Origin of the sequence: Pedobacter sp. SG908 (genome assembly GCF_011759615.1) — a bacterium.
In the GTDB taxonomy this organism is placed as follows: Bacteria; Bacteroidota; Bacteroidia; order Sphingobacteriales; family Sphingobacteriaceae; genus Pedobacter; species Pedobacter riviphilus.
In genome coordinates, this window is sequence record NZ_JAAOYY010000003.1 from 155085 (window position 1) to 181130 (window position 26046).

At 39.2% G+C, this 26046-nt stretch carries 19 protein-coding genes; 4 read left to right on the forward strand and 15 right to left on the reverse strand.

From position 1 onward, the window contains the following. Positions 1 to 38 precede the first annotated feature (38 nt). Both FHT21_RS21365 and FHT21_RS21370 read left to right on the forward strand, forming a co-directional pair. On the forward strand, positions 39 to 338 hold the full coding sequence (locus FHT21_RS21365; RefSeq protein WP_025145767.1) for a septum formation initiator family protein: 300 nt from the start codon (positions 39 to 41) through the stop codon (positions 336 to 338). Positions 339 to 425: 87 nt separating this feature from the next. Then, positions 426 to 1040, forward strand: coding sequence for a trimeric intracellular cation channel family protein (locus tag FHT21_RS21370; RefSeq protein WP_167296772.1), 615 nt, complete (start codon positions 426 to 428; stop codon positions 1038 to 1040). A 180-nt stretch (positions 1041 to 1220) separates the two neighbouring features. Here FHT21_RS21370 and FHT21_RS21375 read toward each other — a convergent pair whose 3' ends face one another. Next, positions 1221 to 3305, reverse strand: coding sequence for a hypothetical protein (locus FHT21_RS21375; RefSeq protein ID WP_167296773.1), 2085 nt, complete (start codon positions 3303 to 3305; stop codon positions 1221 to 1223). Between the two features lie 204 nt (positions 3306 to 3509). Between FHT21_RS21375 and FHT21_RS21380 the strand changes: the two genes are divergently transcribed. Further along, complete coding sequence (locus FHT21_RS21380) at positions 3510 to 4244, forward strand: L,D-transpeptidase family protein (protein WP_167296774.1); 735 nt, start codon at positions 3510 to 3512, stop codon at positions 4242 to 4244. A gap of 158 nt (positions 4245 to 4402) precedes the next feature. Here FHT21_RS21380 and fabG read toward each other — a convergent pair whose 3' ends face one another. From fabG to FHT21_RS21405, 5 genes are all read right to left on the reverse strand, one after another. After that, complete coding sequence (fabG, locus tag FHT21_RS21385) at positions 4403 to 5146, reverse strand: 3-oxoacyl-[acyl-carrier-protein] reductase (RefSeq protein WP_167296775.1); 744 nt, start codon at positions 5144 to 5146, stop codon at positions 4403 to 4405. Between the two features lie 49 nt (positions 5147 to 5195). Then, a complete protein-coding gene (locus FHT21_RS21390) occupies positions 5196 to 5483 on the reverse strand; it encodes a GIY-YIG nuclease family protein (protein ID WP_167296776.1) in 288 nt (95 codons plus the stop codon). A gap of 136 nt (positions 5484 to 5619) precedes the next feature. Beyond that, a complete protein-coding gene (locus FHT21_RS21395) occupies positions 5620 to 6696 on the reverse strand; it encodes an agmatine deiminase family protein (protein ID WP_167296777.1) in 1077 nt (358 codons plus the stop codon). An 89-nt stretch (positions 6697 to 6785) separates the two neighbouring features. Beyond that, complete coding sequence (locus tag FHT21_RS21400; RefSeq protein WP_167296778.1) at positions 6786 to 7661, reverse strand: carbon-nitrogen hydrolase; 876 nt, start codon at positions 7659 to 7661, stop codon at positions 6786 to 6788. Between the two features lie 326 nt (positions 7662 to 7987). Continuing rightward, positions 7988 to 9955 carry an SPFH domain-containing protein gene (locus tag FHT21_RS21405; protein WP_167296779.1) on the reverse strand — a complete coding sequence of 656 codons (1968 nt, stop codon included), beginning with the start codon at positions 9953 to 9955 and terminating at the stop codon, positions 7988 to 7990. 369 nt (positions 9956 to 10324) lie between these two features. On the opposite strand from FHT21_RS21405, the gene FHT21_RS21410 reads away from it, so the two are divergent. Then, positions 10325 to 10477, forward strand: a complete 153-nt coding sequence (locus FHT21_RS21410) for a hypothetical protein (RefSeq protein WP_167296780.1) — start codon at positions 10325 to 10327, stop codon at positions 10475 to 10477. Positions 10478 to 10556: 79 nt separating this feature from the next. Here the strand turns inward: FHT21_RS21410 and FHT21_RS21415 are convergent, their stop codons facing one another. The 9 genes from FHT21_RS21415 to FHT21_RS21455 all read right to left on the reverse strand — a co-directional run bounded on the left by FHT21_RS21415 (position 10557) and on the right by FHT21_RS21455 (position 25998). Next, positions 10557 to 10793 (reverse strand): cysteine-rich CWC family protein, encoded by a 237-nt coding sequence (locus tag FHT21_RS21415; protein WP_223833398.1) that lies wholly within the window; start codon positions 10791 to 10793, stop codon positions 10557 to 10559. A gap of 160 nt (positions 10794 to 10953) precedes the next feature. Continuing rightward, entirely contained in the window at positions 10954 to 13338 is a 2385-nt protein-coding gene (locus tag FHT21_RS21420) for a ribonucleoside-diphosphate reductase subunit alpha (protein ID WP_167296781.1), read from the reverse strand. A 157-nt stretch (positions 13339 to 13495) separates the two neighbouring features. Continuing rightward, on the reverse strand, positions 13496 to 14467 hold the full coding sequence (locus FHT21_RS21425) for a ribonucleoside-diphosphate reductase small subunit (protein WP_167296782.1): 972 nt from the start codon (positions 14465 to 14467) through the stop codon (positions 13496 to 13498). A gap of 455 nt (positions 14468 to 14922) precedes the next feature. Next, complete coding sequence (locus FHT21_RS21430; protein ID WP_167296783.1) at positions 14923 to 15303, reverse strand: septal ring lytic transglycosylase RlpA family protein; 381 nt, start codon at positions 15301 to 15303, stop codon at positions 14923 to 14925. A 195-nt stretch (positions 15304 to 15498) separates the two neighbouring features. Next, positions 15499 to 17046, reverse strand: a complete 1548-nt coding sequence (locus tag FHT21_RS21435) for an arylsulfatase (RefSeq protein ID WP_167296784.1) — start codon at positions 17044 to 17046, stop codon at positions 15499 to 15501. A gap of 221 nt (positions 17047 to 17267) precedes the next feature. Beyond that, complete coding sequence (locus FHT21_RS21440) at positions 17268 to 21173, reverse strand: DUF5977 domain-containing protein (RefSeq protein WP_167296785.1); 3906 nt, start codon at positions 21171 to 21173, stop codon at positions 17268 to 17270. A gap of 406 nt (positions 21174 to 21579) precedes the next feature. Continuing rightward, the gene (locus FHT21_RS21445; RefSeq protein WP_167296786.1) at positions 21580 to 21807 is read right to left on the reverse strand and encodes a hypothetical protein; all 228 of its coding nucleotides are present in this window, start codon (positions 21805 to 21807) and stop codon (positions 21580 to 21582) included. Positions 21808 to 21835: 28 nt separating this feature from the next. Continuing rightward, positions 21836 to 25261, reverse strand: a complete 3426-nt coding sequence (locus FHT21_RS21450) for a DUF6443 domain-containing protein (protein ID WP_167296787.1) — start codon at positions 25259 to 25261, stop codon at positions 21836 to 21838. 233 nt (positions 25262 to 25494) lie between these two features. After that, positions 25495 to 25998 carry a methionine-R-sulfoxide reductase gene (locus tag FHT21_RS21455; RefSeq protein ID WP_167296788.1) on the reverse strand — a complete coding sequence of 168 codons (504 nt, stop codon included), beginning with the start codon at positions 25996 to 25998 and terminating at the stop codon, positions 25495 to 25497. Between the last annotated feature and the right edge of the window lie 48 nt (positions 25999 to 26046).

Below are 26046 nucleotides of genomic sequence, written 5' to 3' on the forward strand. Positions count from 1 at the left end.
CTTTTTGCAGATCTCACATCTAAAACTCATATCAATATATGAAACGTTTAATAGACCTGTTCCGCAATAAATATTTCCTTGCAACTGTCGCTTTTGCGATGTGGATGCTATTTTTCGACAAAAACGATATGATGTCGCAATACGAGTACCGCAGTCAGGCCAATAAACTGCAGGAAGAAAAAGAATATTTCGAGAAAGAAACCGCCCAGGTTAAAAAAGATTTAAACGAACTAAATACCAATCTGAATACAGCTGAAAAATTTGCCCGCGAAAAATATTTCATGAAAAAAGACAATGAAGATGTTTTTGTGATTATCCAGGAAGAGAAAAAAGATTAATTTTCAGTTGGCAGTTGACAAGTTCAACTATTAAACAATTCGCCAAACAGTTAACCGATTAACCGATTCAAACAGTTAACCATTCGAATGCTCCACGTCCTTTACATTATCGCCATAACAGCCGAAGCTATGACTGCCGCGCTTTCTGCTGGCAGACGTGATATGGATTGGGTTGGTGTCTGCATTATTGCCTGGGTTACAGCATTAGGTGGTGGAACGGTTAGAAATGTACTGTTTGGGCATTACCCGATGAGTTGGGTAGAACACCCTGAATATCTAGTGATTACCGCTGCCGCAGCCTTACTTGCTGCATTTATTGCTTCGATCATGACTAAGCTTAAAAAGTTATTCCTTTACCTTGATGCTTTAGGTTTAGTGGTATTTACCATTATTGGCTGTCAGGTAGCACAGCAAATCCATTTACCTTATTTAATTGTACTTTTTAGTGGCATGATAACCGGTTGTGCAGGCGGCGTGCTTCGCGATGTACTCTGCAATGAAGTTCCATTTCTTTTTAGAAAAGAGATTTATGCCAGTGCAGCTATCGTTACCGGTGCCATTTATATCGGCATAGAGCATTTTCATGGTTCCGAAATGCTGGCTACTGTTTTGGCTGCCATAGTAGGCTTAACACTAAGGTTGCTTTCCATACGTTTCGAATGGCACATGCCCAAGTTTGTTTACCGGGACGAATGGCACTAGGTTAGTTGGGCGTTTTCAACTTAGCGCTTTTTTCCGTGGTGTCAGGTGTTACCACCTGATACTTTCAAATTATTGAACACCATTCATTATTCTCCGATTTAAGGAGTATTTATCAGTCAGATGGTAACATCTGACTGCACAATGAGATGATAACATATGACTGTACACCCAACTCCAAACTTAAAGTTCCCCGTTTCTTTTTCTTAAAAACCACTCAACTCCTAGCAGAATCATAATTAAACCGAACAGCCATTTCATACTAATCAGTTCGTCGTACTTACGATCTTCGTAGCTGATGGTTTTAATATTTTCGTTTTTAGTAATCTCCTCGGCTATTTTAAGCAGGTTTTCGGGCATAAACAATTTGCCATTGCTTTGTTTAGACATGGTATTTAAAAGCTGGTGATTGGCCGTTGTCTGCTGAAATTCTGCAATCAACGCATTTACATAGAAACTACCGGTAGCTGTGAATTTCTTGCCGCCCAGTTCGGTATTGGCGAGATAAGAATAATTTCCGGCAGGCATGGTTCCTGCATCTAGCTGATAACCATTTTCTGTTTTAGAAAAAATATAATTAAACACTTTACCCGCTTCATTTTTAACCTGAAGATTAACTTCCGACTCATTTACAGGCTGATAGCTATCGTTATAAAGGGTGCCGTTAAACTGGATAGTTTCATTTTCATCGTAAGCAGACTTTGAAGTAAACACCTTAAACCTCCGTTTATCATCTTTAACAGATAGGTATTGAACCGTTTTTGAAATCAGGTCATTTAAAACTGATTGATTGCTTTCATTTTCAGCTTCTGAAAGTTTCCATCTCCAAAGCCCCTCTCCCATCAAATAACCTACCTTTAAGCCATTTTCGTTCGCGAAGAACAGTAATGGCTGCTGCGTGCTTACTTTGCCTATACGCTGATTAAAAACAGGTATTGCGCCTGCATTTACGGTTAACCTTCCAAACGGACTTAGCAAAGGATCGAAAGATGAAAACTGCTTCTTGTTATCTTCCGTAAGATTAAAACTAGTAAATCCATTGGCAAAATCAGCATATACTTCCTGGAGCGAACCATTAGCAGCACTTAAATTCACCTGATTTTGGATTTGGTTAAAAGCATTTATATTACTCTGTGCACCTAAAATATACCAGATCGGTTTTTTTAGGCCAGTCAACTTCTTGAGGAAAGCTGATGAAATATTCTGCGCATCTGGCAATTGATACAATACAATTAAATCGAATTTAGAAGGATCTGTCGCATTTAAATCATCAGCAAGGGCTAGTTTAGCTTCATAATGTTTATTGAGCGAAATGGCCTCTTTTAATACACTTAAATCGGGATGTGGTGCAGCTGCTGCGAGCAATACCTTCTGCCGGCCATCAATAACCTCAACATAAAAAGTCTGGCTATTATTTCTGGTCGTAATTTCATTTTGCAGGGTTCCCAATTGCAATGTATATTTCTGAACGCCAATTTTACCTGTATGAATCTTAACGGGAATCGTTTTAACAAAAGCACTTCCATTAATGGCTATGTTATGTTGCTCAATCTTAGCGCCGTTTTGACTAACCGTTAAAGAAGTGTTTTCGCCGTTGCTTTGAAAAGCCTGCACTTGAACTTCAACCGTGAAGTCATCATCCAAATACACAATATTATTGTAATTCACATTTGAGATCAATATATCACGCTTCGGAATACTATCACCCAAGGCAACCGTGTATACCGGGGCATTGATCTGATTAACGCTATACAGCGGATTTCCACCATGATTAAAAATACCGTCCGTAGCTAAAATAATGGCACCAACATTTCTGTTGGCATATTCATCTCTAACTTTCTGAAAAAAAGCCGAAGCATCGGTTAATTTTCCTTGATTTTTAAAATCGAAACCATCTGCAACCTGATCGCCAAAATGAAGTGTTTTCACTTCGTACTTATCTGATAGTTTATCTTGTAAAGTTTTGAGGTTTTGCTCGTATAATTTTTGGTCGAAACCTGCTGCTTTAATCTGGCCAACAGACAGGGAATTATCCTGTCCGATAATAATTACGGGTTTATCTAACGTATAATTTAAGGTTTTGATGAGCGGTGCAAATATTAACCATGCAATAGTAGTCACTACAATAATCCGCAGTGCGGTTAAACCATACTGAAGTTTTTTATCCAAATTTTTGTTGCCGCGATACAGCAACCAGGCATACAACGCGCCTAAAGCCAAGCAACCGAGAAAAAACAAAATAGATGTACCCGAGAAAAAACTGTTCATACTTTTATAAAGATGGTAATTTTGAGGAAATTTTCAAGAGTATTAACCGCAAATGCGCAAAGAATTTACGCAAAGTATCGCAAAGCGAATGTGCATCCTGCAATTTCTAAACTTAGCGGCCTTTGCGCTATGGTAATTAGGAAATCTCAGCGAACTTTGCGGTTAAAAAAGATAATTTCGTTAGTTTTAACCAAACCAAAATTTATGAAATTAATCTGTTTAACCTTTCTAGTGTTTCTAAATCTTATGGTAAACGCCCAAAATAATTTTAAAGCCACTCAAATTAAATTTGAAAGAGTAGAAAAGGCCTATAATGAAAAATGGGAAACGCTGAAAAAATTTGTTCAGGCCGGTGGTTACGGAGATCAATTCTCGATGATAATCAATGCCTACAAAACAGAAGGAAAACTGGAAGTATGGTTAAAAAATAATTCAGCAAAAACCTATTCGTTGTTTAGAACATATGATTTCTGCGCACATTCTGGCACTATCGGCCCGAAAGTGATTGAAGGAGATGGACAAACACCTGAGGGATTTTATTACATAAATGTTTTCAACCCCATGAGCAACTTTCATTTATCCCTAGGCGTAAACTATCCAAATGCTGTAGATTATGCCAGAACGGGAAAAGATAGAAAATCTGGAGGTGATATCTACATTCATGGCAATTGCGTAACCGTTGGATGCATTCCGTTAACTGACGAAAAAATTAAAGAAGTTTATGTTTTAGGCGTTGAAGCTAAAAATGCTGGCCAGGAAATGATCCCGGTTAACATCTATCCGTTCAAAATGACAGATGGAAATATGAAGAAATACATTGCTCAATTCCCTGCTCAGGCCAGCTTTTGGAAATCGCTGCAGCCAGGGTATTTAGCTTTTGAGAAGAATAAAAAACAGGCTAACATAAGTGAGGTAAAAGGGAATTATGTTGTAAAATAGTTGAAATGTTAAAGGCTGGACTGTTGTAAGGTTCTGCTATTAAATAACGTAAAAACTAAAAGGCGTAAGGTTTAGGGTCATTACCCACCTTACGCCTTTACTATTTTATAGCTTTGGAAAGAAACCCTCCGCCTTAATACCTTATGCCTTCTATCTCCCTACAGCATTCCGCCGCAAACAGATAAAGTTTGACCAGTTACATAAGCGCTCATATCTGATGCCAAGAACACGCAAACATTGGCAATATCTTCAGTCTCACCAGCACGCTTTAACGGAATGTCTTTTTCCCAGCCTTCAACAACTTTAGGGTCCAAAACATCGGTCATTTCGGTGCGGATAAAGCCTGGTGCAACCACATTGGCACGGATATTCCTCGAACCTAATTCTTTAGCTACTGATTTGGTAAAACCAATAATACCTGCTTTAGAAGCCGCGTAATTTGCCTGACCTGCATTACCAGTAATGCCCACGACCGAGCTCATGTTGATAAAAACACCTTTACGCGCTTTCATCATCACTTTAGAAGCCGCTTTGGTTACGTTAAAGATCGATTTTAAGTTAATATTGATTACATCATCCCAGTTCTCTTCGCTCATACGCATTAACAAACCATCTTTGGTAATACCCGCATTGTTAACCACGATATCAATAGTACCAAACTCAGCTACGATATCATTGATCAATTGTTCAGCTTCAGCAAATTTAGAAGCATCAGAACGATAACCTTTTACCTTTGTTCCGAAGCTTTGTAACTCCTGTTCTAAAGCTTCACCTTTTTCTACTGATGATAAATATGTAAAAGCTACATTAGCGCCCTGCTCGGCAAATTTTTCAGCTATTTTACGGCCGATTCCTTTTGATGCGCCTGTAATTAATGCTGTTTTTCCTTCTAATAATTTCATTTGTTATTTTTATTGTTTGTCAGTCTGAGCCTGTCGAAGACCGAACATGTTATTTATTTTTATAGTTTGATAATCTTACAATTTCACTCCAATCTTCTTCGAATAAAGCTTCTTTTTTCTTTCTACTCCAGCCCTTAACCTGCTTTTCAAAATCTATTGCATCTTCTATTTGATAATACCTTAATAGAAGAGGTCGTCTTGCAAAAGTATAAGCAAAAACATTTTCACCATCATTATGCTGAGAAAGTCGAGCCTCTAAATCATTTGTTACTCCTACATAATAACTTTTATCAGCGCATTCCAGGATATAGACAAAATAGTTATGAACTCTTGCCATAGAATATTTTTTAGCAGCTTAAAGTTACAAAAAAATCTTTCTCCAGGATATCATGTTGAATTTATCGAAACGCTTTAAAAAGTCCTTCGACAGGCTCAGGATGACAACCATGCAAGATTGACTGCCAACTCCAAGCTTAAACCGCAGGTTCCTGCTGACTTAGACAATGGAAACTTCCCAATCCCCAGATAATATCTACTGAATTGATACCGATCACTTTTCGGTCAGGGAAACAACCTTGAATAATATCTAAGGCCTTCTGGTCGTTTACATCATCAAAAATTGGCACAATTACAGCCGAATTGGCTATGTAAAAGTTTGCGTACGATGCGGGTAAACGGGTATCTTCATAGATCACTGGAGAAGGCATCGGCAACTCTACAATATTTAACGGTCTGCCGTCTTTCAGTTTCATCGCCTTTAAAGTCTCCAAATTTTCCTGTAACAAGATATAATTTTCATCCAGCGGATTGCTTTCTATGACAGTTAAAACCGTATCCTCGTTTACAAAACGCGTAATATCATCAATATGACCGTCGGTATCGTCGCCAACAATACCATCTCCCAACCATAATACCTGATCTTGACCATAATATTCAAGCAAATATTGCTCAATCTGTTCTTTGGTTAAATGCGGATTACGGTTTTCGTTCAATAAACAGGCCGTAGTGGTTAAGACCGTTCCGGCACCATTAAACTCTACTGAACCTCCCTCCATTACGATATCGGGCGTAAACAAAGGTAAATCGAAATGTTTGGCAATTTTTGTCGGAATCACATCATCCAGGTCAAAAGGGGGATATTTTCCACCCCAGGCGTTGTAACCCCAATCTACAACAGCCTTTTCATTTCCTTTCAGCACAAATGCTGGACCATGGTCGCGGCACCAAGCATCGTTTGTTTCATTAAAATAAAATTCGATCTGGCTTAAATCCGCATCCACTTTTGTTAATTCAGAAACCGCAAAAGCTTTCATTTCTTCATCTTTCACATTGATGCGCACTTTTTCACCTTCGGCAACTACTTTGATGAACTGGCAATATGGTTTGTAAATGGTTTCGATTTTATCTGGCCAAGAGGCTTCTTTATGCGGCCAGCTTAACCAGGTTGCCTCATGTTTAGTCCACTCGGCAGGGAAAGCATAACCTTGCTTCTTCGGTGAGTAATCAAATTGATTGATATTTAAATCTTTTCTTGGAGGAAAGTTTGACATCTAATTTTAATTTATAAAATGAATGGTCCGTGAGCACACGAACCATGGATTTTTATTTATGGGTTTACGATTTAAGCTTTGGTCTTAGCTTAATCCCCGTCAATATATCTTTTCGTAATTGGCTGGTAAGAATCAATTCTTCTGTCTCTTAAAAAAGGCCAATGTTTACGGAAGAAATCAGATTCTGATAAATCCAGCTCAACTACCTCGGTTTCTTCCTGATCGTGAGAACCTAAATAAAGTATTTTGCCCTGTGCATTGGTAGCGAAACTGCCGCCCCAGAATTTCATGGCACCATTTTGCTCAAAACCTACACGGTTTACACTTACTACAGGCACACCGTTTGCAACTGCATGCGAACGTTGAATGGTTTGCCAAGCATTGTATTGATCTTGATTGGTTTCTTCATCCTGATCGGTAGCCCAACCAATTGCAGTTGGATAAAACATGATATCTGCACCCATTAAGGCCGTAATACGTGAAGCTTCAGGATACCATTGATCCCAACAGATCAGGATACCAATTTTAGCAAACTTGGTTTGAAAAACCTTGTAGCCTAAATCGCCTGGCGTGAAGTAAAATTTTTCGTAGAAAGCCGGATCATCCGGAATATGCATTTTACGGTATTTACCTAAATACGAACCATCAGCATCTAAAACAGCTGTGGTATTGTGATACAAACCTTCAGCACGTTTCTCAAACAAAGAAGCAATAATTACCACACCCAATTCTTTGGCTACCACTTGCAAAGCATCAGTAGATGGCCCTGGAATAGCTTCAGCTAAATCGAAATTGTCGTAATCTTCAACATCGCAGAAATACAAAGAAGTAAAAAGCTCTTGCAAACACACAATCTGTGCACCTTTTGCAGCTGCTTCCCTTACTTTAGCAATCGCTTTATCTAAATTCTCTTGTTTATCTTTAGTACAACTCATTTGCACTAAGCCAACTTTTACTTTCTTCATGTTTTTTGAAATGAGAGAATGAGCAAATGATTAATTGAGAGAATGTCGTAAACTGCATTCACTCTTTCAAAAATTCATTCATTCAAAATTAGGCTGCAAAGTTACTATTTTGTTTAAAAGTAGAACGGCATAATTATGTAATTGTTTTTGAAAAGCAAAGGCAGGGGTTCCTATTATTGTTAGCCGGGCTATCCATTATAGCTCCGATGAAAAATCGGAGGCTGCCATTCCTATCCCGTTTAGGTGGAAAAAGTTGTGCTCCTATTTAAGGTAAAACAAAAAGCCCCGATACTTATCGAGGCTTTCCATTCTAATTCAAAACCAGATTAAGGGTTGATATTATCCTTTTTAGGTTTTGCTTTTGTTTCTACAATTTCTGCAACGGCTACTACTTCTTTGCGTTTTTCTGGATCCATTAACTCCATCAATTTCAGTCCAAGTAGGCCATCCATGGCAGAGCCGCCATGATTACCACCATTGCCACCAATCAGCACATCAGGGATCAGTTTCACATTACCTTTTGATAACTCTTCGGTAATTTTGTAACGGGTAAAGTTTTCGCCGCCCAAAGCTTTCACAGCAAGTTCGTAAGCTTCGGCAGTTGATTTACCCACCGCTAAAATTTTACCTGCTTCGGCACTACCAGTTAGCGAAATCTGCTCTGCTTCTGCAGATGCGCGGAGTTTAATCGCTTCAGAATCGGCCTGTGCTCTTGCTTTGGTAGCTTCTGCCTCTGCATGGGCCCTCATTTTAGTAGCCTCGGCCTCTGCTCCCACTGCTAATTTTACACCAGCGGCATCACCTTCCGATTTTTTTACCGTTGCACTTGCAGTACGTTCAGCAATCTCTACACTTTGTTGTGCTTTCACAATATCTTTTTGCATATCTGCAATCGCAGTTTCTTTCTCCATACCCTGACGTGTTTCTTGGGCCTGTTTTTGAGTTTCGTAAGTAACCTTTTGCTCTTCCGCAATTTTACGGTCGGTTAAAGTTTTCATTAACGATTCTGGTGGAACAATATCACCAATTAGCGTATCAACAGCATTTACGTTATATTCGTCAAGCACTTTACGGATATGCTCTTTTGCCGATTCCTGACGCTCTTTACGGGTACTCAAGAAAGCAATCACATCACTTCCCTGTGCCGAGTTACGGAAATAGTTACCGATTGTAGGTTCTAAAACCTGCGAAACCAGATTCACCATATTACCAAAACGGGCAATTACTTTAGGTGCTTCGGTAGTAGGCACGTGGATAATCTGCGCCACATCTAAATTAAACGGGAAACCATCTCTCGAACGCACAGTAATGGTGGATAGGTTTTTATCCAGATTATGTGCTTCGCTGCGCGCTGATGCCCAGTTCAATACCAAATTGGTTGTAGGCACCAGTTCTACCTTCATAATGTATTTATTAATTGGGTATTTACCCGGGCCAAGTGGTTCCAGCCAAACACCTTTCGATCCTTTGGCCACAATATTTCCATGTTTAAAATCAACACCAGTTAAATCATCTCCTTCTTTACCAATGAATGAAATCACCACCCCTACATAACCAATGGCAATTTCGGTCATGGGAATTTCTTCTAACTGAATGGCCCAGGGATTGAGGTTATAAGAACCGGCCAAAATTACCTGCGGCTGCAAACCGCGGTTTCCACCCATTTTGATAAAAGCATCAAAATCCTGAAAGTTGTTATGTCCTTCTACCAGTTTACCCGCAATCTGGTTGGCTTCGATTGGTAAACCGTCCAATGTGGTTACAATGCCCACCATACTTTCCTGAATGCGGATCATATCGGTAACCGATACCTGAAACAGCATGGTATTGATACGATAGGAACCTGAGGTAATATAAGAGGTTTGCCGGCCTCTCTGACCGCCATTTTCGAGGAATTTCACGGCATCCTGAAAGTTATCAGACTCCACCTTTTGTCCGAGGATATTCCCCGTTGGGATCTCCGCCCCATCTTTCGCCATAATCAGCCCGATTTTACCTTCCGGAATAATGGTAAACTGCTCCATGGTTACACTGTACTGCCAGAACCACATCCCGAAATACAACCCTGGCGCCAGTGTTTTTCCCTGGAAACCAGCTTCGCCTTTTATGGCGATAATCCGTCCATCGGGCAGCTCCCGGTCGGAGCCAAAGAGCACGAATTTTTTGGTAATCAACCCAATTCTATCTTCGGGTACAATCACCATCCCGAATAAGAAACGTAAAATATATTTGTATAAAACCACGCACAACAGTGCCACTAAAACCCACCAATAATTAGAAATGAGCGCTTCCATAATGTTTTGTATTTTTCTGTTTTTTAACTCGATAAACCATTTATCAAGCACGATATAGATATCAAACGGTGTGCTTTGTTACTGTTTTTAACACTTATTTTTAAATTATTTTTTGTTGATTTTAAGGCCTAAAAGATGACTCAGGATCAATTATCGCAAGAATACCACCTGCAGATGACATTTTGAAGAATCCCCCAACTGAACGCTTATAAACGCCAAAAACTAACCATTTAGGTTTTACGAAATACCTTGGAGAATTTTAAATGTATAAATTACAATTAATCGAAAAAATATGTCCTTTTTTAGATCTATACAATTGACCAAAAAGGGATACACCGTTTTGTCAGTTCGGATTGCAAAAGAATAAAGATGAGCAAGAGTGAAGCGTTTCCAGAAAGAGCAGAACCCAGGTTAACTAAACCCGATTGCACGAATGCCGATTCTTTCCAATCGGTAGAAGGAAAAGTGGGACCGGAGCCAACCGAAAGGTATAGGAACCTGCTTTTCAAACAACATGATTGATGATGTTTTGATGATCAGAATTTACAAAATGTTAATAAGATCCGGTTTGTGGGCCACAGACCGTGGGAGTTGAGGAGAGTTACACGCCTATTTCTTCTCTATATTCCTGCTGTAATTCGAAAAGGCATTTGGCACATAAGCAACCATCGTAGAGTTCTGAAATGTACTGCACTTCGTTAATGCTAAGCTGCACCACACTACATTGGCATTTGGTATATGAATTTGCCTTGCACTCTATAGCAGTTCCGCATCTTTCGCAGGGAATGATTTCGTGTTTGCTATGTTTTAAAATTCCGTTCATTTGTTCAATGGTCATTAGTTCATTCGTGTTTGGCGCTTTAGAAACTAACGAACCAATGGCTGATGAACTACTGAACTAATACAAAAGTAGCGACAAAAAATAAGGTTTTGAGCGTTTGCCCAAAACCTTACGATATTATTAGATTCTTAAAAGTCCCCTTTAGGGGATTTAGGGGTTAACCCGAGCAGCTGATACAGCCTTCTTCCATCGAACAAACTGGTCCGTCAACGATTTCTTCTGCAACCTGATCTTGTGGAATTTCAGCTGGGATAACGGCTTCAATTGCTTTACCGCCCTGGTTCTCTACCGTAAATTTAACGGCCTGAGAAGCTGCTTGTGTACGCAGATAATACATACCGGTTTTTAAACCTTTTTCCCATGCATAGAAGTGCATTGAAGTTAATTTTGATGTATTTGGTGCGTTTACGAATAAGTTTAACGATTGCGACTGGCAGATATAGGCACCACGATCGGCAGCCATATCGATGATATTACGCATCTTGATCTCCCAAACGGTTTTGTACAATTCTTTAATATAATCTGGAATGGTATCAATAGCCTGAATTGAACCATTAGCCAATATGATCTGGTTTTTCATATCGTTGTTCCATAAACCTAATGCAACCAAATCTTTTAATAAGTGTTTGTTTACCACTACAAACTCTCCACTTAGTACACGGCGGGTGTAAATGTTAGAAGTATATGGCTCGAAACATTCGTTATTACCTAAAATCTGAGAAGTAGATGCAGTTGGCATTGGTGCAACGAGTAATGAGTTGTACACACCATCTTTAACTACTTTTTTACGTAATGCATCCCAGTCCCAACGGCCGCTATCTGGCGTAACATTCCATAAATCGAACTGGAATTTACCTTTTGATAAAGGAGAACCTTTAAAGGTTTGGTAAGGACCATGTTTCACAGCTAAATCATGCGAAGCTGTCATCGAAGCGAAATAAATCGTCTCGAAAATGTCTTTATTTAAACGTTTAGCCTCATCACTTTCGAAAGGTAAACGCAATAAGATAAAGGCATCAGCCAAACCTTGCACTCCTAAACCAACGGGACGATGGCGCATGTTAGAGTTTTCAGCTTCCTGAACAGGGTAATAGTTATGATCGATGATTTTGTTCAGGTTTAAAGTAGCCTGATAGGTTACATCGTATAATTTTTGGTGATCAAATTGTCCGTTGATTACGAAACGAGGCAATGCCAACGATGCTAAGTTACAAACCGCAACTTCATCTTTAGAGGTATACTCTATAATTTCGGTACATAGGTTAGAACTTTTAATGGTACCTAAATTCTGTTGGTTAGATTTGCTGTTCGCTGCATCTTTAAACAACATGTAAGGTGTACCGGTTTCGATTTGCGAATCTAAAATGGCAAACCAAAGTTCTTGTGCTTTAATGGTTTTACGGCCACGGCCTTCTGTTTCGTATTTTGTGTAAAGTTCTTCGAATTCTTTTCCGAAACAATCTGCTAAACCTGGTGCTTCGTGCGGGCAGAATAAGGTCCAATCGCCATTATCTTTAACACGTTGCATAAATAAATCATTAATCCAAAGGGCATAAAACAAATCACGTGCACGCATTTCTTCTTTACCATGGTTTTTACGAAGATCTAAGAATTCGAAAACATCTGCATGCCAAGGCTCTAAATAGATGGCAAAAGCACCTTTACGTTTACCCCCACCCTGATCTACATAACGCGCAGTATCATTAAATACGCGTAACATTGGGATGATACCGTTACTTGTACCATTTGTTCCACCAATGTACGATCCTGTTGCGCGGATATTGTGGATGCTTAGACCAATACCACCAGCACTTTGCGAAATTTTAGCCGTTTGTTTTAAAGTATCGTAAATACCCTCGATGCTATCATCTTGCATGGTTAACAAGAAACATGATGACATTTGAGGTTTTGGTGTGGCTGCGTTAAACAAAGTTGGCGTAGCGTGTGTAAACCAACGCTCGCTCATTAAGTTATAGGTTTTAATGGCGCTCTCGATATCTTCTTTGTGGATACCAACAGAAACACGCATAAACAAATGTTGAGGGCGCTCTACAATCTGACCGTTAACTTTTAAAAGGTAAGATTTTTCTAAAGTTTTAAAACCAAAATAATCGAAGCCGAAATCGCGGTCGTAAATAATAGAACTATCTAAAATATCCTTGTTTTTTTCTATGATCTCATAAACATCATCAGCAATAAGAGGAGCCTCCTTCTGCGCTTTCGGGTCGAAATATTCGTACAACATTTTCATCGTACCCGAGAATGATTTAGTAGTATTTTTATGCAAGTTCGAAACCGCTATACGTGATGCCAGCAAAGCATAATCGGGGTGCTTCGTTGTTAACGATGCTGCAGTTTCTGCGGCAAGGTTATCCAACTCCGACGTGGTTACACCATCATATAAACCTTCGATAACCTTTTTGGCTACATCGATTGGATCTACCAGATCTGAATTTAAACCATAGCACAACTTTTGAATACGAGCTGTGATTTTGTCAAATTGCACCGCTTCTTTGCGGCCATCTCTTTTTAGTACGAACATATTTTATGAGATTTTAAGTTAATATTTAGTAGCGAGTATCAAGCATCAACACTTAATGATCACTTTGTATTTTTTGTTATTTATTTATTAGTATCGAGCAGCAGGTATCAAGTAGCGAGATCAAAACCTTTTGTTTCCCGTCTTTTAACCTTCTACCTTAAAAGTCTTCATCTAAAGAAAACGCCTGTTTGTTATTATCAGCAGCGGTTAATACACCACTTTTCTGATAATCGCCCACACGTTTCTCGAAGAAGTTGGTTTTACCCTGCAACGAAATCATTTCCATAAAATCGAATGGATTGGTTGCATTGTAGATTTTTTTGTAACCTAACTCCTGTAACCATCTATCGGCTACAAACTCGATATATTGACTCATTAATTTTGCATTCATACCAATCAGTGCAACTGGCAAGGCATCAGTAATAAATTCTTTTTCAATTTCTACCGCATCGCTGATGATCGAATGAACCTGTTCTTCGCTTAGTTTATTGCTCAACATGCTGTACAACAAGCAGGCAAATTCACAGTGAGAACCTTCATCTCTCGAGATTAACTCATTACTGAAAGTTAATCCAGGCATCAAGCCACGTTTCTTTAACCAAAAGATAGAGCAGAAACTTCCGCTGAAGAAAATACCTTCAACGGCAGCAAATGCCACTAAACGCTCGGCAAAAGTTCCGTTTTCAATCCAACGTAAAGCCCATTCTGCTTTCCTTTTTACCGCCGGTACGGTATCGATAGCATGGAACAAACGGTCTTTTTCTTCAGGATCTTTAATATAAGTATCGATTAACAGGGCGTAGGTTTCGGCATGAATGTTTTCCATCATAATCTGGAAACCATAAAAACAACGTGCTTCTGGCAATTGAACTTCGCTCATGAAGTTTACGGCAAGATTCTCGTTCACGATACCATCACTAGCAGAAAAGAAAGCAAGGATGTGCGAAATAAAATGTCTTTCGCCATCATTTAAATTGTCCCAGTGTTTCTGATCGTCAGAAAGATCAATCTCTTCTGCTGTCCAAAAACTAGCTTCGGTCTTTTTATACATTTCCCAAATTGCCGGGTATTTAATCGGCAAAAGCACAAATCTATCTTTGTTTTCTTGTAGTAATAATTCCTGTTCCATACGCTGATATTTTTAATTCTATTTTTTTAACAGAGCCGACAAAGGCACGCATCCATCAATTTTATATGATGATTGTAATGTCTTTTATCAAAACGCTGTTGTGAAAGTGCTAACCCTATTGCCTGACAAACAACTGAGTTTTTAGTTAGGAAAATTTAAAATTGCAATCAGGATGATGTACATATAAATTACTAAAAACTAAGCTTTTATATTTGTTTTCAAGCGCAAGAAGTTAAAGAACTTTGTTATAACAAATATATATACGGTGGCCCTTTTTTGTGAACCAAAGTTGTTAACACCCTACCCAATTGATGGGGAAAAACGATCAGTCAAATATCATTTTCAAGCGAAAAAAAAGCTAATCGTTTCTTTTCAAGGGTTTAGCAAACCAAAATGAGTGTTAATAACTTAAATTTGAGGGCTATAATCGGCACTAAATAGCGCTAATAGGAGCATTACTCAACCGTGTAACTGAGTTTCACTTTGGCAATGCCTTTGCGAAAGATACCGATCTGTTTTGCAGCACGTTCAGACAGATCTATGGCCAGTCTTTTAGAAAAAGGACCACGGTCATTTACCTTTACCACTACTGATTTTCCGTTATCTGGATTGGTTACTGTAACCATGGTGCCGAATGGCAGGGTACGATGGGCAGCTGTTAGTTTTTTTGCCTGGTATTTGGCGCCGCTGGTGGTTCGGCGGCCTTCAAATTTTCTGTGATAATAAGTGGCGAGAACTGTTTTTTTGATGCTATCTGGTTCGTTTGATGAATCAGAATCTTGTGCTTTACCTTGTAAAAACAGGAAACAAAAACTTAATAACAGCAGATACTTCATAGGCCAAATTTTCTTTATCGAGCCTGCAAATATAAGTATTTAGTTTAAAATGAAGCTGTTAATTAGTATTCATCTGACTAAACAGGGCTATTTAACCCTATGCCGCGCCATTGCTTTACCCGCAAAATCGCTACATAACACCATGTCAGGTAAGGTTTTTGCCTGTTGAAAAAATTCTCAACACAATACGATAATTTATTTCATTTCCTGCTCTAAAACCGGAATTAAAAAGTTGGATAAAGCTGGGGTGCGGTGCTCCTGCTTACTGATTTTAATCATTTTTTCGACAATATCCGGATGCTTTTCAGCCAGGTCGTTTTCTTCTTTAATGTCGCTCTCCAGATTGTACAAAGCCCACTTGGCATTGCCTTTAAGCATATTGAGGCGTACTCCTTTCCAGTTGCCCAAACGGATAGCCTGCTGGCCACCATACTCAGGGTATTCGAAATACAAATAAGGATGCGTATTTTTCTGCGGTTGCCCAAGCAAAGTAGGCAAAATGCTGATGCCATCAACCTCTCTGGGCGTATTTAAACCAAGCAGATCGCAAAAGGTGGGCATCATATCCATGGTGGAAGCAATCAGATTACTGGTACTACCGGGCTTCACTTTTCCGGGCCACGAAACAATAAAAGGTTCGCGGATACCGCCTTCGTGAACAAAACCTTTACCCCAGCCATAACTGCCTTTAAACGGTCCTGCACTGTTGAAAAAGACAGGATCAACCCCGGCATTAAAAGCTACACCATTATCGGCCGAAAACAGGATGATGGTATTGTCATATACCCCTTTTGCCTTTAGCTCCTTAATCAATTCGCCCACCTGCCTATCAAGCAAGGTAATCATAGCTGCATAAGTAGCGCGCGGGTAACGGCAAGGAAAATAAGATCCATCGCCCAGAAAGGGTTTTTCATCACCAAATTTCTGATGGTAATAAGCGACCAGGTCTTTCGGTGCCTGCAAGGAAACATGCGGTAATGGCGTTGGATAATACAGGAAAAATGGCTTGGTTGCATTTTTATCAATAAATTTTAATGCTGCCTTGATCAAAAAATCTGGGCCATAATCTTTCTGTGCATATTTCTCGTAATTTTTCTCATCCTGGCTGTCCAAATCTTTAGGAAAAGTAGCTGTTGGCGCCTGAATTTTATTATCTAAAGGAACCCTGTTTTCGTTTTCCCACAGGTGACCACTATAATAGGTATGATCTTGCCGCTGGCAGATATAGCCATAAAAATAATCAAAGCCTTGTTGCGTTGGGAAACCAGCAGTAAAGGGTGCGCCTAAGCCCCACTTGCCTACCATACCCGTAGTATAACCTGCACTTTTTAACACTTCGGCTAAGGTAACTGTCGAATCGGGTATTGGATACTGCCCTTCCAGGTAAGGGTTTTCTTCCATGGCCTTAAAATCCCACACAGGTCCGCGTTCGCCCCACTCGTGGTTCCCACGTATAAAGGCTTTTCCGGAATTTTGCCCCGTCATTAAAATATAACGTGAGGGCGCACATACCGGATAGGCATAGTGCTGGGTAAAGCGCATACCGCGTTTGGCCAAAGCATCCAGATTAGGCGTTTCAATTTTCTCCTGCCCATAACAACCCAGTTCGCCATAACCCATATCATCAGCCAGGATATAAACGATATTAGGTTTGGGCCGATTAGCTTTTTTTACCGCTTTTTGGGCAAAGGCTGTGCAAAAAGCAAATAAGCTCAGGGCGAAAAGCAAGAGTTTACGTTTCATTATGGTTTCCTGATAATGGGTTTGTACTGATTAATGCAGCTAAAATAATGCATTCAGCAAACACTCGTATCTTTAAAAAATACGCAAACGATTGACCATTTGAATTATTACAAAAACCCATAAAAAAAGGCGTACAGCTTATCGCTATACGCCTCTACCTAACCCTTCTACATCTACCTTATTTTTTATCTGGCACGAAGTTCAGATTAATAGACTATAATTTAATACATTCCAATGGTATTTTCATATTGACTACCTGTTCCACTACTGATATTGACATTGGTAAAACTTGCATAAGTCCCTTCAATAGCACTTCTACTACCTACGTACATTCTACGTGAATTAGGTGCATTTATGACACTGATATAGACACTATAAATCCCTCCAGGTAATACTAATGAGGAAGAGCCAGGGTTGCATTGAAAGGACTTATTGTATCCGTCGCTTCTTGAAAAACTCACCCCGAAACTATCCGAGGTCGAATTGCTGAACGTGACCGTTACGTTAGGGGCACAAAGACCATTAGCATTGGCATATGCCTGTCCGTTAGCGTCAGCATATGCTTGAGCTTGGGCATCAGCATCTTCCTGAGAGATAATCGAACTGACTGTTTTAGCCGGAACCCGGTAATTTACTGCGTATGTAGTTGTATTTGCCGGGCAATTATTCCTTGTAAACCACTTATTAAAATCAGTATTATAATATACCTTATTACATGTACCATTTGCATTGGCATAAGTTTGCCCATTACCTCCATGCACATCACTCCAAGCTTGTGCATCGGCATCTTCCTGAGAGATTATAGAGCTATACTTACCAGCAGGAATGGTATAAGTTACAGGGGGACCAGGTGTGTAAGGAGCATCTCCAGGAATAGGGGGACAAGTATTTGTAAAACTACCAGACTGTGAAATGCTTAAAAAAGGAGGTTTAAATTGATAAGCATAATTTTTTACACCATTCCTATCCTGATCTTTAATATTTATAAGACGGGCGAACTCGTCATATTCAAAATAGCTGGTGTTCCCCTTAACATCTACGGTATTTTCTATATCATTCGTCTTGTTATAATTGGCAACTGTCATTTGCGCATTTTGCGGACTGAGTGCTACCTGATCAATTAAATTATTATTGGTATTAATACTTACCGAACTAATATCATTTAGATTCCATTTGTATAAGTTCCAACTGTTATTGATAGGTATACCTATGTTATTTACGGTTATGGTACCATTTCCTTTTGCCCATAAACTCACATTGTAATTTCCTAATAATAAATTATCTTTACTTATAGTAGATCCGTTATAACTTTTTGAGCCTGATTTACTTGATGAGGATGAAATGCCACTTGATCCATAATTCCAATTACCTAGATCTTCGGTTTCAAATCCGGTATAGGCAATAGAGCTAAAAGATGCATTATCTGCCTTTGCTAAAACATTCCCTGATTTATCTAAAATAATAGCTGTCCTTATACCTCCCTGATTTTCAAATTCAACTAGCCTACTCTTGTTATCATAAGTATTAAAGGTTAAAACCGGTTTAAAGTTATAATTGGAAGGCAATAAAACAGAATTGGAAAACATAGTACCTGCCGTTCCCAATAAGGGTAGTGCAAGACGGGCTGTATAGGCTTTTAAAGGTCTAATGGTACCATTATTTAGTGTTTGATATTCTATTAAGTCTGCTTGTGTTAAATAATCACTAGAAGCTTTATTTAACCATGTTTCAGTTAGTATGGGCTTATTAATTATATTATTGTCGGTCAATTTAGCTGTAAATGAGGAAGCCCCAAGATTATAGTCAAAAGGATAATAAAAATACTTTTTTACCATATCACCATTGGAATTTGGTTGCGAGGATGTTCTAAGAAAAAAATAATTTGCATCATATGTATTATATGTCGACTGTAATTGAGGAGTAGTTGAGCCTGCAATAGATGGGTAATTATACTCATGAGTTGTCTTTAATTCCACTCTTCCTATAATTGGATAGTAGTTTTTAAATTTATAAATGTACCTAAGTAAATTTGGGTCAGGACTTCCATTTGGTAACCAAACATGTACCTCTCCAATCGACGATATGTATAACGATCTATAATTATCATCAATCTTTTGCTGTTGAAATATATTGTATTCGTTTATAGTTTGCTTCACAATGGCACCTAACGAAGAAAAATAAGTTGTTTTTAAAGGCAGTCCAATAGCCCAATAGGGTCTATCAACAGGACGATAAGGATGGTAATCCTGCGGAGTCCACAGCGTTGTATAGCTCAAATCGGAATATTCATAAACAATTTTACCATTACTTTTATCGCCGTTCTGAAGCAGTTCCTCTACCCTACGGTAGCCGGCAAAACTTCCATCAATGCTGGATAAGGGATTAACTGGATAAGCATAAGAAGTTGTAGTGGTATAATATACATGGGGATTAGAAGGCCACCCTCCATCATCATAATAAGTATTTTGGATAAAAGTAAATTCTGGTTGTTCACCTAAAAAACCTGAAGATAACCCATCTGTTTCCACATACCGGTATTCTTTTATCATATCGTTTTGTGCATTTATTCCATCGTGCAGTATACGTTTCTTTATGCGCAATCCAGCTACAATAATTTTATTGTTTGTACCTTGTTTATCATTTAGCTCATATTCAAATTCTTCAGATCCACCGGTTGGATAGATAATTTTTTTTATGGAACCCAATTTTGCATAATTTAAATCTGGATTTCTATCTGCTGCTGGCCCGAATGCGGTTGCTACCAGATAAGGATGGGCATTATTTTTACCATTATAATAGCCCCAAAAATCATACCCATTCGGTACAGATTCCTCATTTAAGTTTTGATCTAAAAAATAATCAAAAGCATACATGGTCTGGCGATGGTTACTCCCAACAAGATCAATATGATTTAAGTAATTATTTCCATTTGCAGAAAATATGTTATCATTTTTTGTTTCGCGCACTGTATTGGTATAATAAGCTTTATTACCTCTCCAAATCTTATATGTCATATTATATGACTTAACTATTGTTTGCTCAGGATTAAGGATTTCAATTGATTTCAACAGGGGAATATTGGCTGGATAAGGATCGCTATCATCCAAGAAATATTTAAAATTGATTTTGCTCTGATCTGAAAAAACAATACGCTTAATATTTGCCCCTAATACTCCCACTCCACCAACACTTGGGTAATCATCTACTGGTATATCAGATCTTCTTACGTATACGCTATTTACCGGTGCGCCAGCAACAAGTCCCCCTCGTCGTATATATTCATAGGTTATACTTTCTTCGCCAAAAGGGGCTTCAATTTTAGTGAGTAGCCACGATGTTGGATATTGCTTATTTTGAGCCTCCCAATCAATATTTGAAGCATTAGGGCTCGTTACCTCAGTCTGGTTAAAAGAATACTTAATACCTGCTTCATCGATGATTAGGAACGAACCCAATTTAAATTCTGGCAATACACTACTGGTAAAATCAGGGATAATTTTCACTTTACTATCTGTTACTATAATTACCTGCTTGTCTTTGCCAATATAAAATTTGCCTGATTTTCCTGGAATATTAAACTCAAACACATCATGTTCCGAATCTCCATATCCTAAAGCCTGATTAGATACTGGGTCATTTAGGGGTATTCTTGTAACTCCATCAGGCTTATAACTTACAGTATTATATAATAAACCATTAAATCGCGTGTCTGCTGATCCATTATATGGTGTATTAGATTGATAATCATCCGGAACACCCCTTGTATGCCTAATAATAGCGCCGCCTGTATGAAGTAACCACCCCTTACCCACTGTCGAACTACCTGAACCTGCTTTTATCCCACCACCTCCTGTATAAGTAAGCGCCATATTAAAATTCAAAACAGACATTTTCTTCTCATACAAAGGCAGATTAATACTTGCCATACCCGTAAAATTATTCATCGGGATATTATCAATTTTGCTAAACGCAAAAGCCGTGGGAGAATGTATACTAAAATTGCGGGTGTACTCTTCTTTCTTATCTTGAGCATTAAGAGTACCGTTTATCACTATGATAAAAAATAATGCTAGTATTAAATGATAAGAGATGTTTGGTTTTAAAGTAGGCGAGAGAGTCTTTATCATGGTTTAAAATATTGTGGTTATTCAATTATAATCGTTATTATTTTTTATGGACATTTCCTTAAGCTTAATCAACCATCTTTTTAATATCGGATGGAAATTAATATTTTAAATACACCCTCCAAATTATTCTGATGATTTTTTCTATGCTTAGCTCAACCTACCATATTCACTTTTCACACATCTCAGGCTTGCACTAGCGAGGTCAGAACAAATTATTTAACTATATCATAAAAAGCTGCTACATTTAGCCATTTTTATACCGATACCATAGTAATACATCCTTCTAACCTCATAAACAGATCTGTTTATGACTTAGCAAAGCTGCCTTCAAATGTTCAAATAGTTATTAGCATATTGCTTTTGCCGAAGAACTTCATAAAATGAATTCTAATTTCTTACCTAATCTCTAGGAATAATTAGTAATAAATCCAGAAGTCCACTCATCCTTATCAAGTACATTTACAGATATCTCAAATCCTTCATGAAAATCTTTAAACCCATCTAATTGTTTAGCCCGTAGAAGTGCTTCTTCAGCTTTCGTCTCTGTAGAGTATACTCCAATTAATTTTACATCTTCTCCCCCCGAAAGACTTTCATCGTAGTGTGTATGCCATAATAAATAAACAAAAACCATAATTGTATTCTTTTAATATTTGATAAAATTATTTATACCTTCTATCTCCTGCTTTTTTTAGTTTGTTATATTCACTCCTAGGACCTCTATCACTCCAGTTTCCCTCTCCATAATGTCCATTTAACACTCTTTCGGCATATTCTTTACCCGATTCGTTCTCATTTGGTTTTTGCCCATTAGCCCACGACGGTGTATCATCAGCTTTTTCTTTTCCGCTTTTTTTACTTTTCTTTTTATTTGCCTTTTTCTTTACCTTTTTAGCATTATCTACGGTATAATTATCAGCTATATTATATTGGCTTGGTATATTAATATCTTCACCATGAAGTGGGTATTTTTTAAAATATTCAAATGCGGCCCAAGTTGCCAATATAGCTGCTGCTGGAGCTATTAATTCACCTAATTCAGGATTTGAGCTTAACGTTAATCCTCCTGCAACCAATCCGGCCTTTGCATTTTCCTCACCCCTAGGTTTTGCGGCGGTTCCGCTACTGTTGTAAAATATTTGAACTAATAGCTTTTCTCCGCCACTCATCATACGGAAAGCTTCGTTATCGCTACCATCCCCATCTTGATATCTAACTCCTCCACCATTTTCCTGGGCCCTCTGTAAAGCTGTGAAAAAATCCCTAGCTTCCTGAGTATTATCGGCAGTCCAACCATTTACTGTTTGTGTCCACATCCCATTGGGATCAATATTCACAATCGGATTGTTTAATCCATAATTATATGGAGATAAATCATCATAATGGCTGGCGTACGGATCCACAACATTCCATCTTCCAATTACAGGATCATAGAACCTTGCGCCGTAATCGTACTGCCCTAATTCCTCCTGCAACTCCTTACCATTGTAAAGATATTTATTTGTTCCACCAGCTGTAACTTTTCTTAGTCCAAAGGCGTAATAGTCATCACGCTGTATTACTTCTAACTGGCCAGTACTCGGATTTTTATAGAAAGTGGCCCTCACATTACCAAGATGGTCACTCAGGTTATATTCATAACTGTACCTTCCACTAATATTCCTCACAATGCCTTCTTCGGTCTGGATAATCTCAATGGTGCCATCTGGCTTATATTCTATACCATCAACATAGTTCCTAACCGAACCATTGCTGTTCTTCGCCAGTTTGTTACCAGTTGCATCGTAAGTGTACGACAGGTTAACAGGTGTACCCGTTGCACGTATTGCCGTTGCAGGCAGATTAAGATAATTATAGGTTAAACTGATCCCGTTCAGACCATCTTTGGTGGCATTGCCATTGGCATCGTACTCGTAATCCTGTAAGGTCAAACTGCTTACGCTCTGCAGCTTGTTGCTATTGCCCGAATTGTAATAGTTATAAACTTTGGCTCCGTCCCCGTCGCGGTTGAGGCTGGCAATATTGCCCATTACATCGTAGGTCAAGACTTCACTCATTGATACCCCGGCTACTGTAGCAGCCGTACCCAACCTGTTCAGTTTATCATAACCATAGTTGAAGGTGTTTGCCGTCGGGCTGACTGTATTTGTCCAGTCCCAGTATTGCTTGGTAATGTTTCCGTTATAGCCCTGCGCAACACCATCTTCATAATCAAGCTTCATACTGAACTGATCGGATATGCTGTTCTTCAGCCAGCCGCGCTCATTATAGGCAAGGGTTGTCGCCTGGCTATCGTTATGCAGGTTCTTCTTATGTAACTGACCGATCTCGTTATATTCAAGATGACTCAATACCACCTCTTCCTGGTTATTGATCTTCTCGAAAGTAGCCAGCTTACGCCCCATGTGATCGTACTCATAACGGCTTGCAATGATCGTTTCTACCGTGCCTACCGTATGGGTACGTTTGCTTGCTTCCAGGCTGCCATCAAAATTCCACTTATTATCCACTACATCGGTTCCGTTCAGGTGGTTGGTGCTTTTGCGCTGCACCACACGCCCATCAAGGTCGTAATAGTTTACCGTAAGCAGCATCGTGCCGGTCCCCAGGTTCTTTACCTTGGTACCCGTAAGCAGGCTTTTGGTCCGCTCCTTAGGCGCCTGGCTGCCTGAGGGCTGGCCAAAGGTGTTACCTACAAAATCATAATCGTCGTAGTAGTTCAATACATAGTAATCCCCGATACTGCCCTGTGGAATGGCATCGTTACTATAACCGATCTGCGTATTTGATGCATCAGGTTTTTCATAAGCAGCAGTTCCGTTTGCGATATCCTGAAAAGAAACCCTATAATTGGTGCCCGACTGTCCGTTATGAAGATCATCAATATAACGCCCGCTGATCACTATCCTGCCAAAGGCATCATATTTGGTAAAGTTCCACTCCTGCGGGCTCTTGTTACGCTGGTTGGCATCCTGGCTCATTACCACCTGGTCGAGTTTGTTGTACACCATAAACTCCCAGCCCTTGCCCGGTATCTTTTTCTCCACAACCCTTTTATAGCTATCATAACGATAACCATAGATAAAGTGATCGAAAACTGTTTGACTTTCGTCAAAAGTGCTTAATGTTGACTGGCCATTTTCGTTTACCGCAGGTGGAAGTACATAGCGCAGGTTGCCAAGATCATCATAAACATAATAGGTAGATAGGCTTTTAGCATCAGTCTCCCAAATCCGCTTCAGCACTACGCGTCCCTCAAAATCCTTAAACTCTTCTGTGGTGCCAGCCTTTCCATCAGTTGGTTTCCAGTTTTCGTCCTTACTGATGGTTTTGTACAGTTTCCCTGGCAGGTAAACACCTGCTGTTGCACCATTATTGGTACTGTTAATTATCCACACCTTCACCTCATTTTCAAGGTTTGAGCTATATTCTTCCTTTACAGTATGCCCACCACCAATCTGCCAGGCCTCACCGGGAGCGCCCTGCTGTTGTACACGGTTAAGGGGGGAGGCTTCGAACACCGTTTCTGCAAATGGAAAGGCTGTGGCCTTTATCCCGGCTGTTGGGGTATCATAAAAACCAGCCTGTTCGCTGATTGCTGCATCACGAAAACTCCCTGTAGTACCTGTCTGCGCTGCATAAGGTTGATACCTGAATTTTTCTCGTCCAAAAACATCGTAGGCTATAGGCTGTACAATATCCTTAAAACCTGGACTGCCCTGTACCTGAATGGTCTGTAATGGCCTGCCCAGGCCATCGAAATACTGGATGGTCTGGTTTTCATCGCATACATTACGGTTATTGCCGATAGTAGCTTCTGTAATCCCTCGCTGTTTAAAAGTTCGGGTAAGGATAAAGTTTTGGCTGGTACTTGGTGTTGAGGTCAAGGGCACGCAGTTTACATAGCTTAAGCCTGTGGTGAAAATGCGCACAGGGCCCATTGTATGGAAACCGTCGGTCAGCGTTACACTCAACGGTGCACTGATCTCGCTTTCCCCGTTATAAACCGAGACAACCTTTTGGGCAGAAGAGCGGCTGCAGAGCAATAACAGTGCTGCAGCACAGAAATATTTTAGATGTTGTTGCATGGAGGCGTTAATATAGAATGTTAAATATATAAATTTTAATTAAGCAAATATTTAAACAATGAATATTTTTTTTAAAAAAAGTCAACCCTACAAATTATAAAAATAATATACATAACATATTCTTTGCAAGAATAATTGATTGCCACAGAAAAAATATTTATACTTGAACATTTACAATAAAAAGGCGTACAGCTTATCGCTATACGCCCCTACCTAACCCTTCTACATCTACCTTATTTTTTATCTGGCACGAAGTTCATTGAGATCGAATTTACACAATGACGGGTGTCTTTATTGGTAAACCCTTCGCCCAAAAATACGTGACCTAAATGGGCACCACAGTTGGCGCAAACAATTTCTGTACGCGAGCCATCGGCATCAGGAATACGCTTTACAGCACCTTTAATTTCGTCGTCGAAAGCAGGCCAGCCACAATGTGCATCGAACTTGCTTTCTGAACGGTATAAGGCCGCATTACAACGTTTACAGGTATAAGTTCCTTTATCTGTTGTATGCTCATATTTACCTGTACCAGGGTATTCTGTGCCTTTATTTACAATTACTCTTTCTTCTTCGGGTGTTAATGGATTCCAGTTCATTTTCTTCTTTGGTATGATTTGTTCTGTTTCCTTTGGTTGTTTCGCAGCTTCCTTATCCTGTTTTTGAGCGCAGGCAGAAAGACCTGTTATTAAAACAACAGCGGAAAGCAAAAATAGTTTATTTAACATCGTTTTCATACCTCAATATACGCTATAGATTCTGTTTTGGTTTGCTGGTTTAACAGT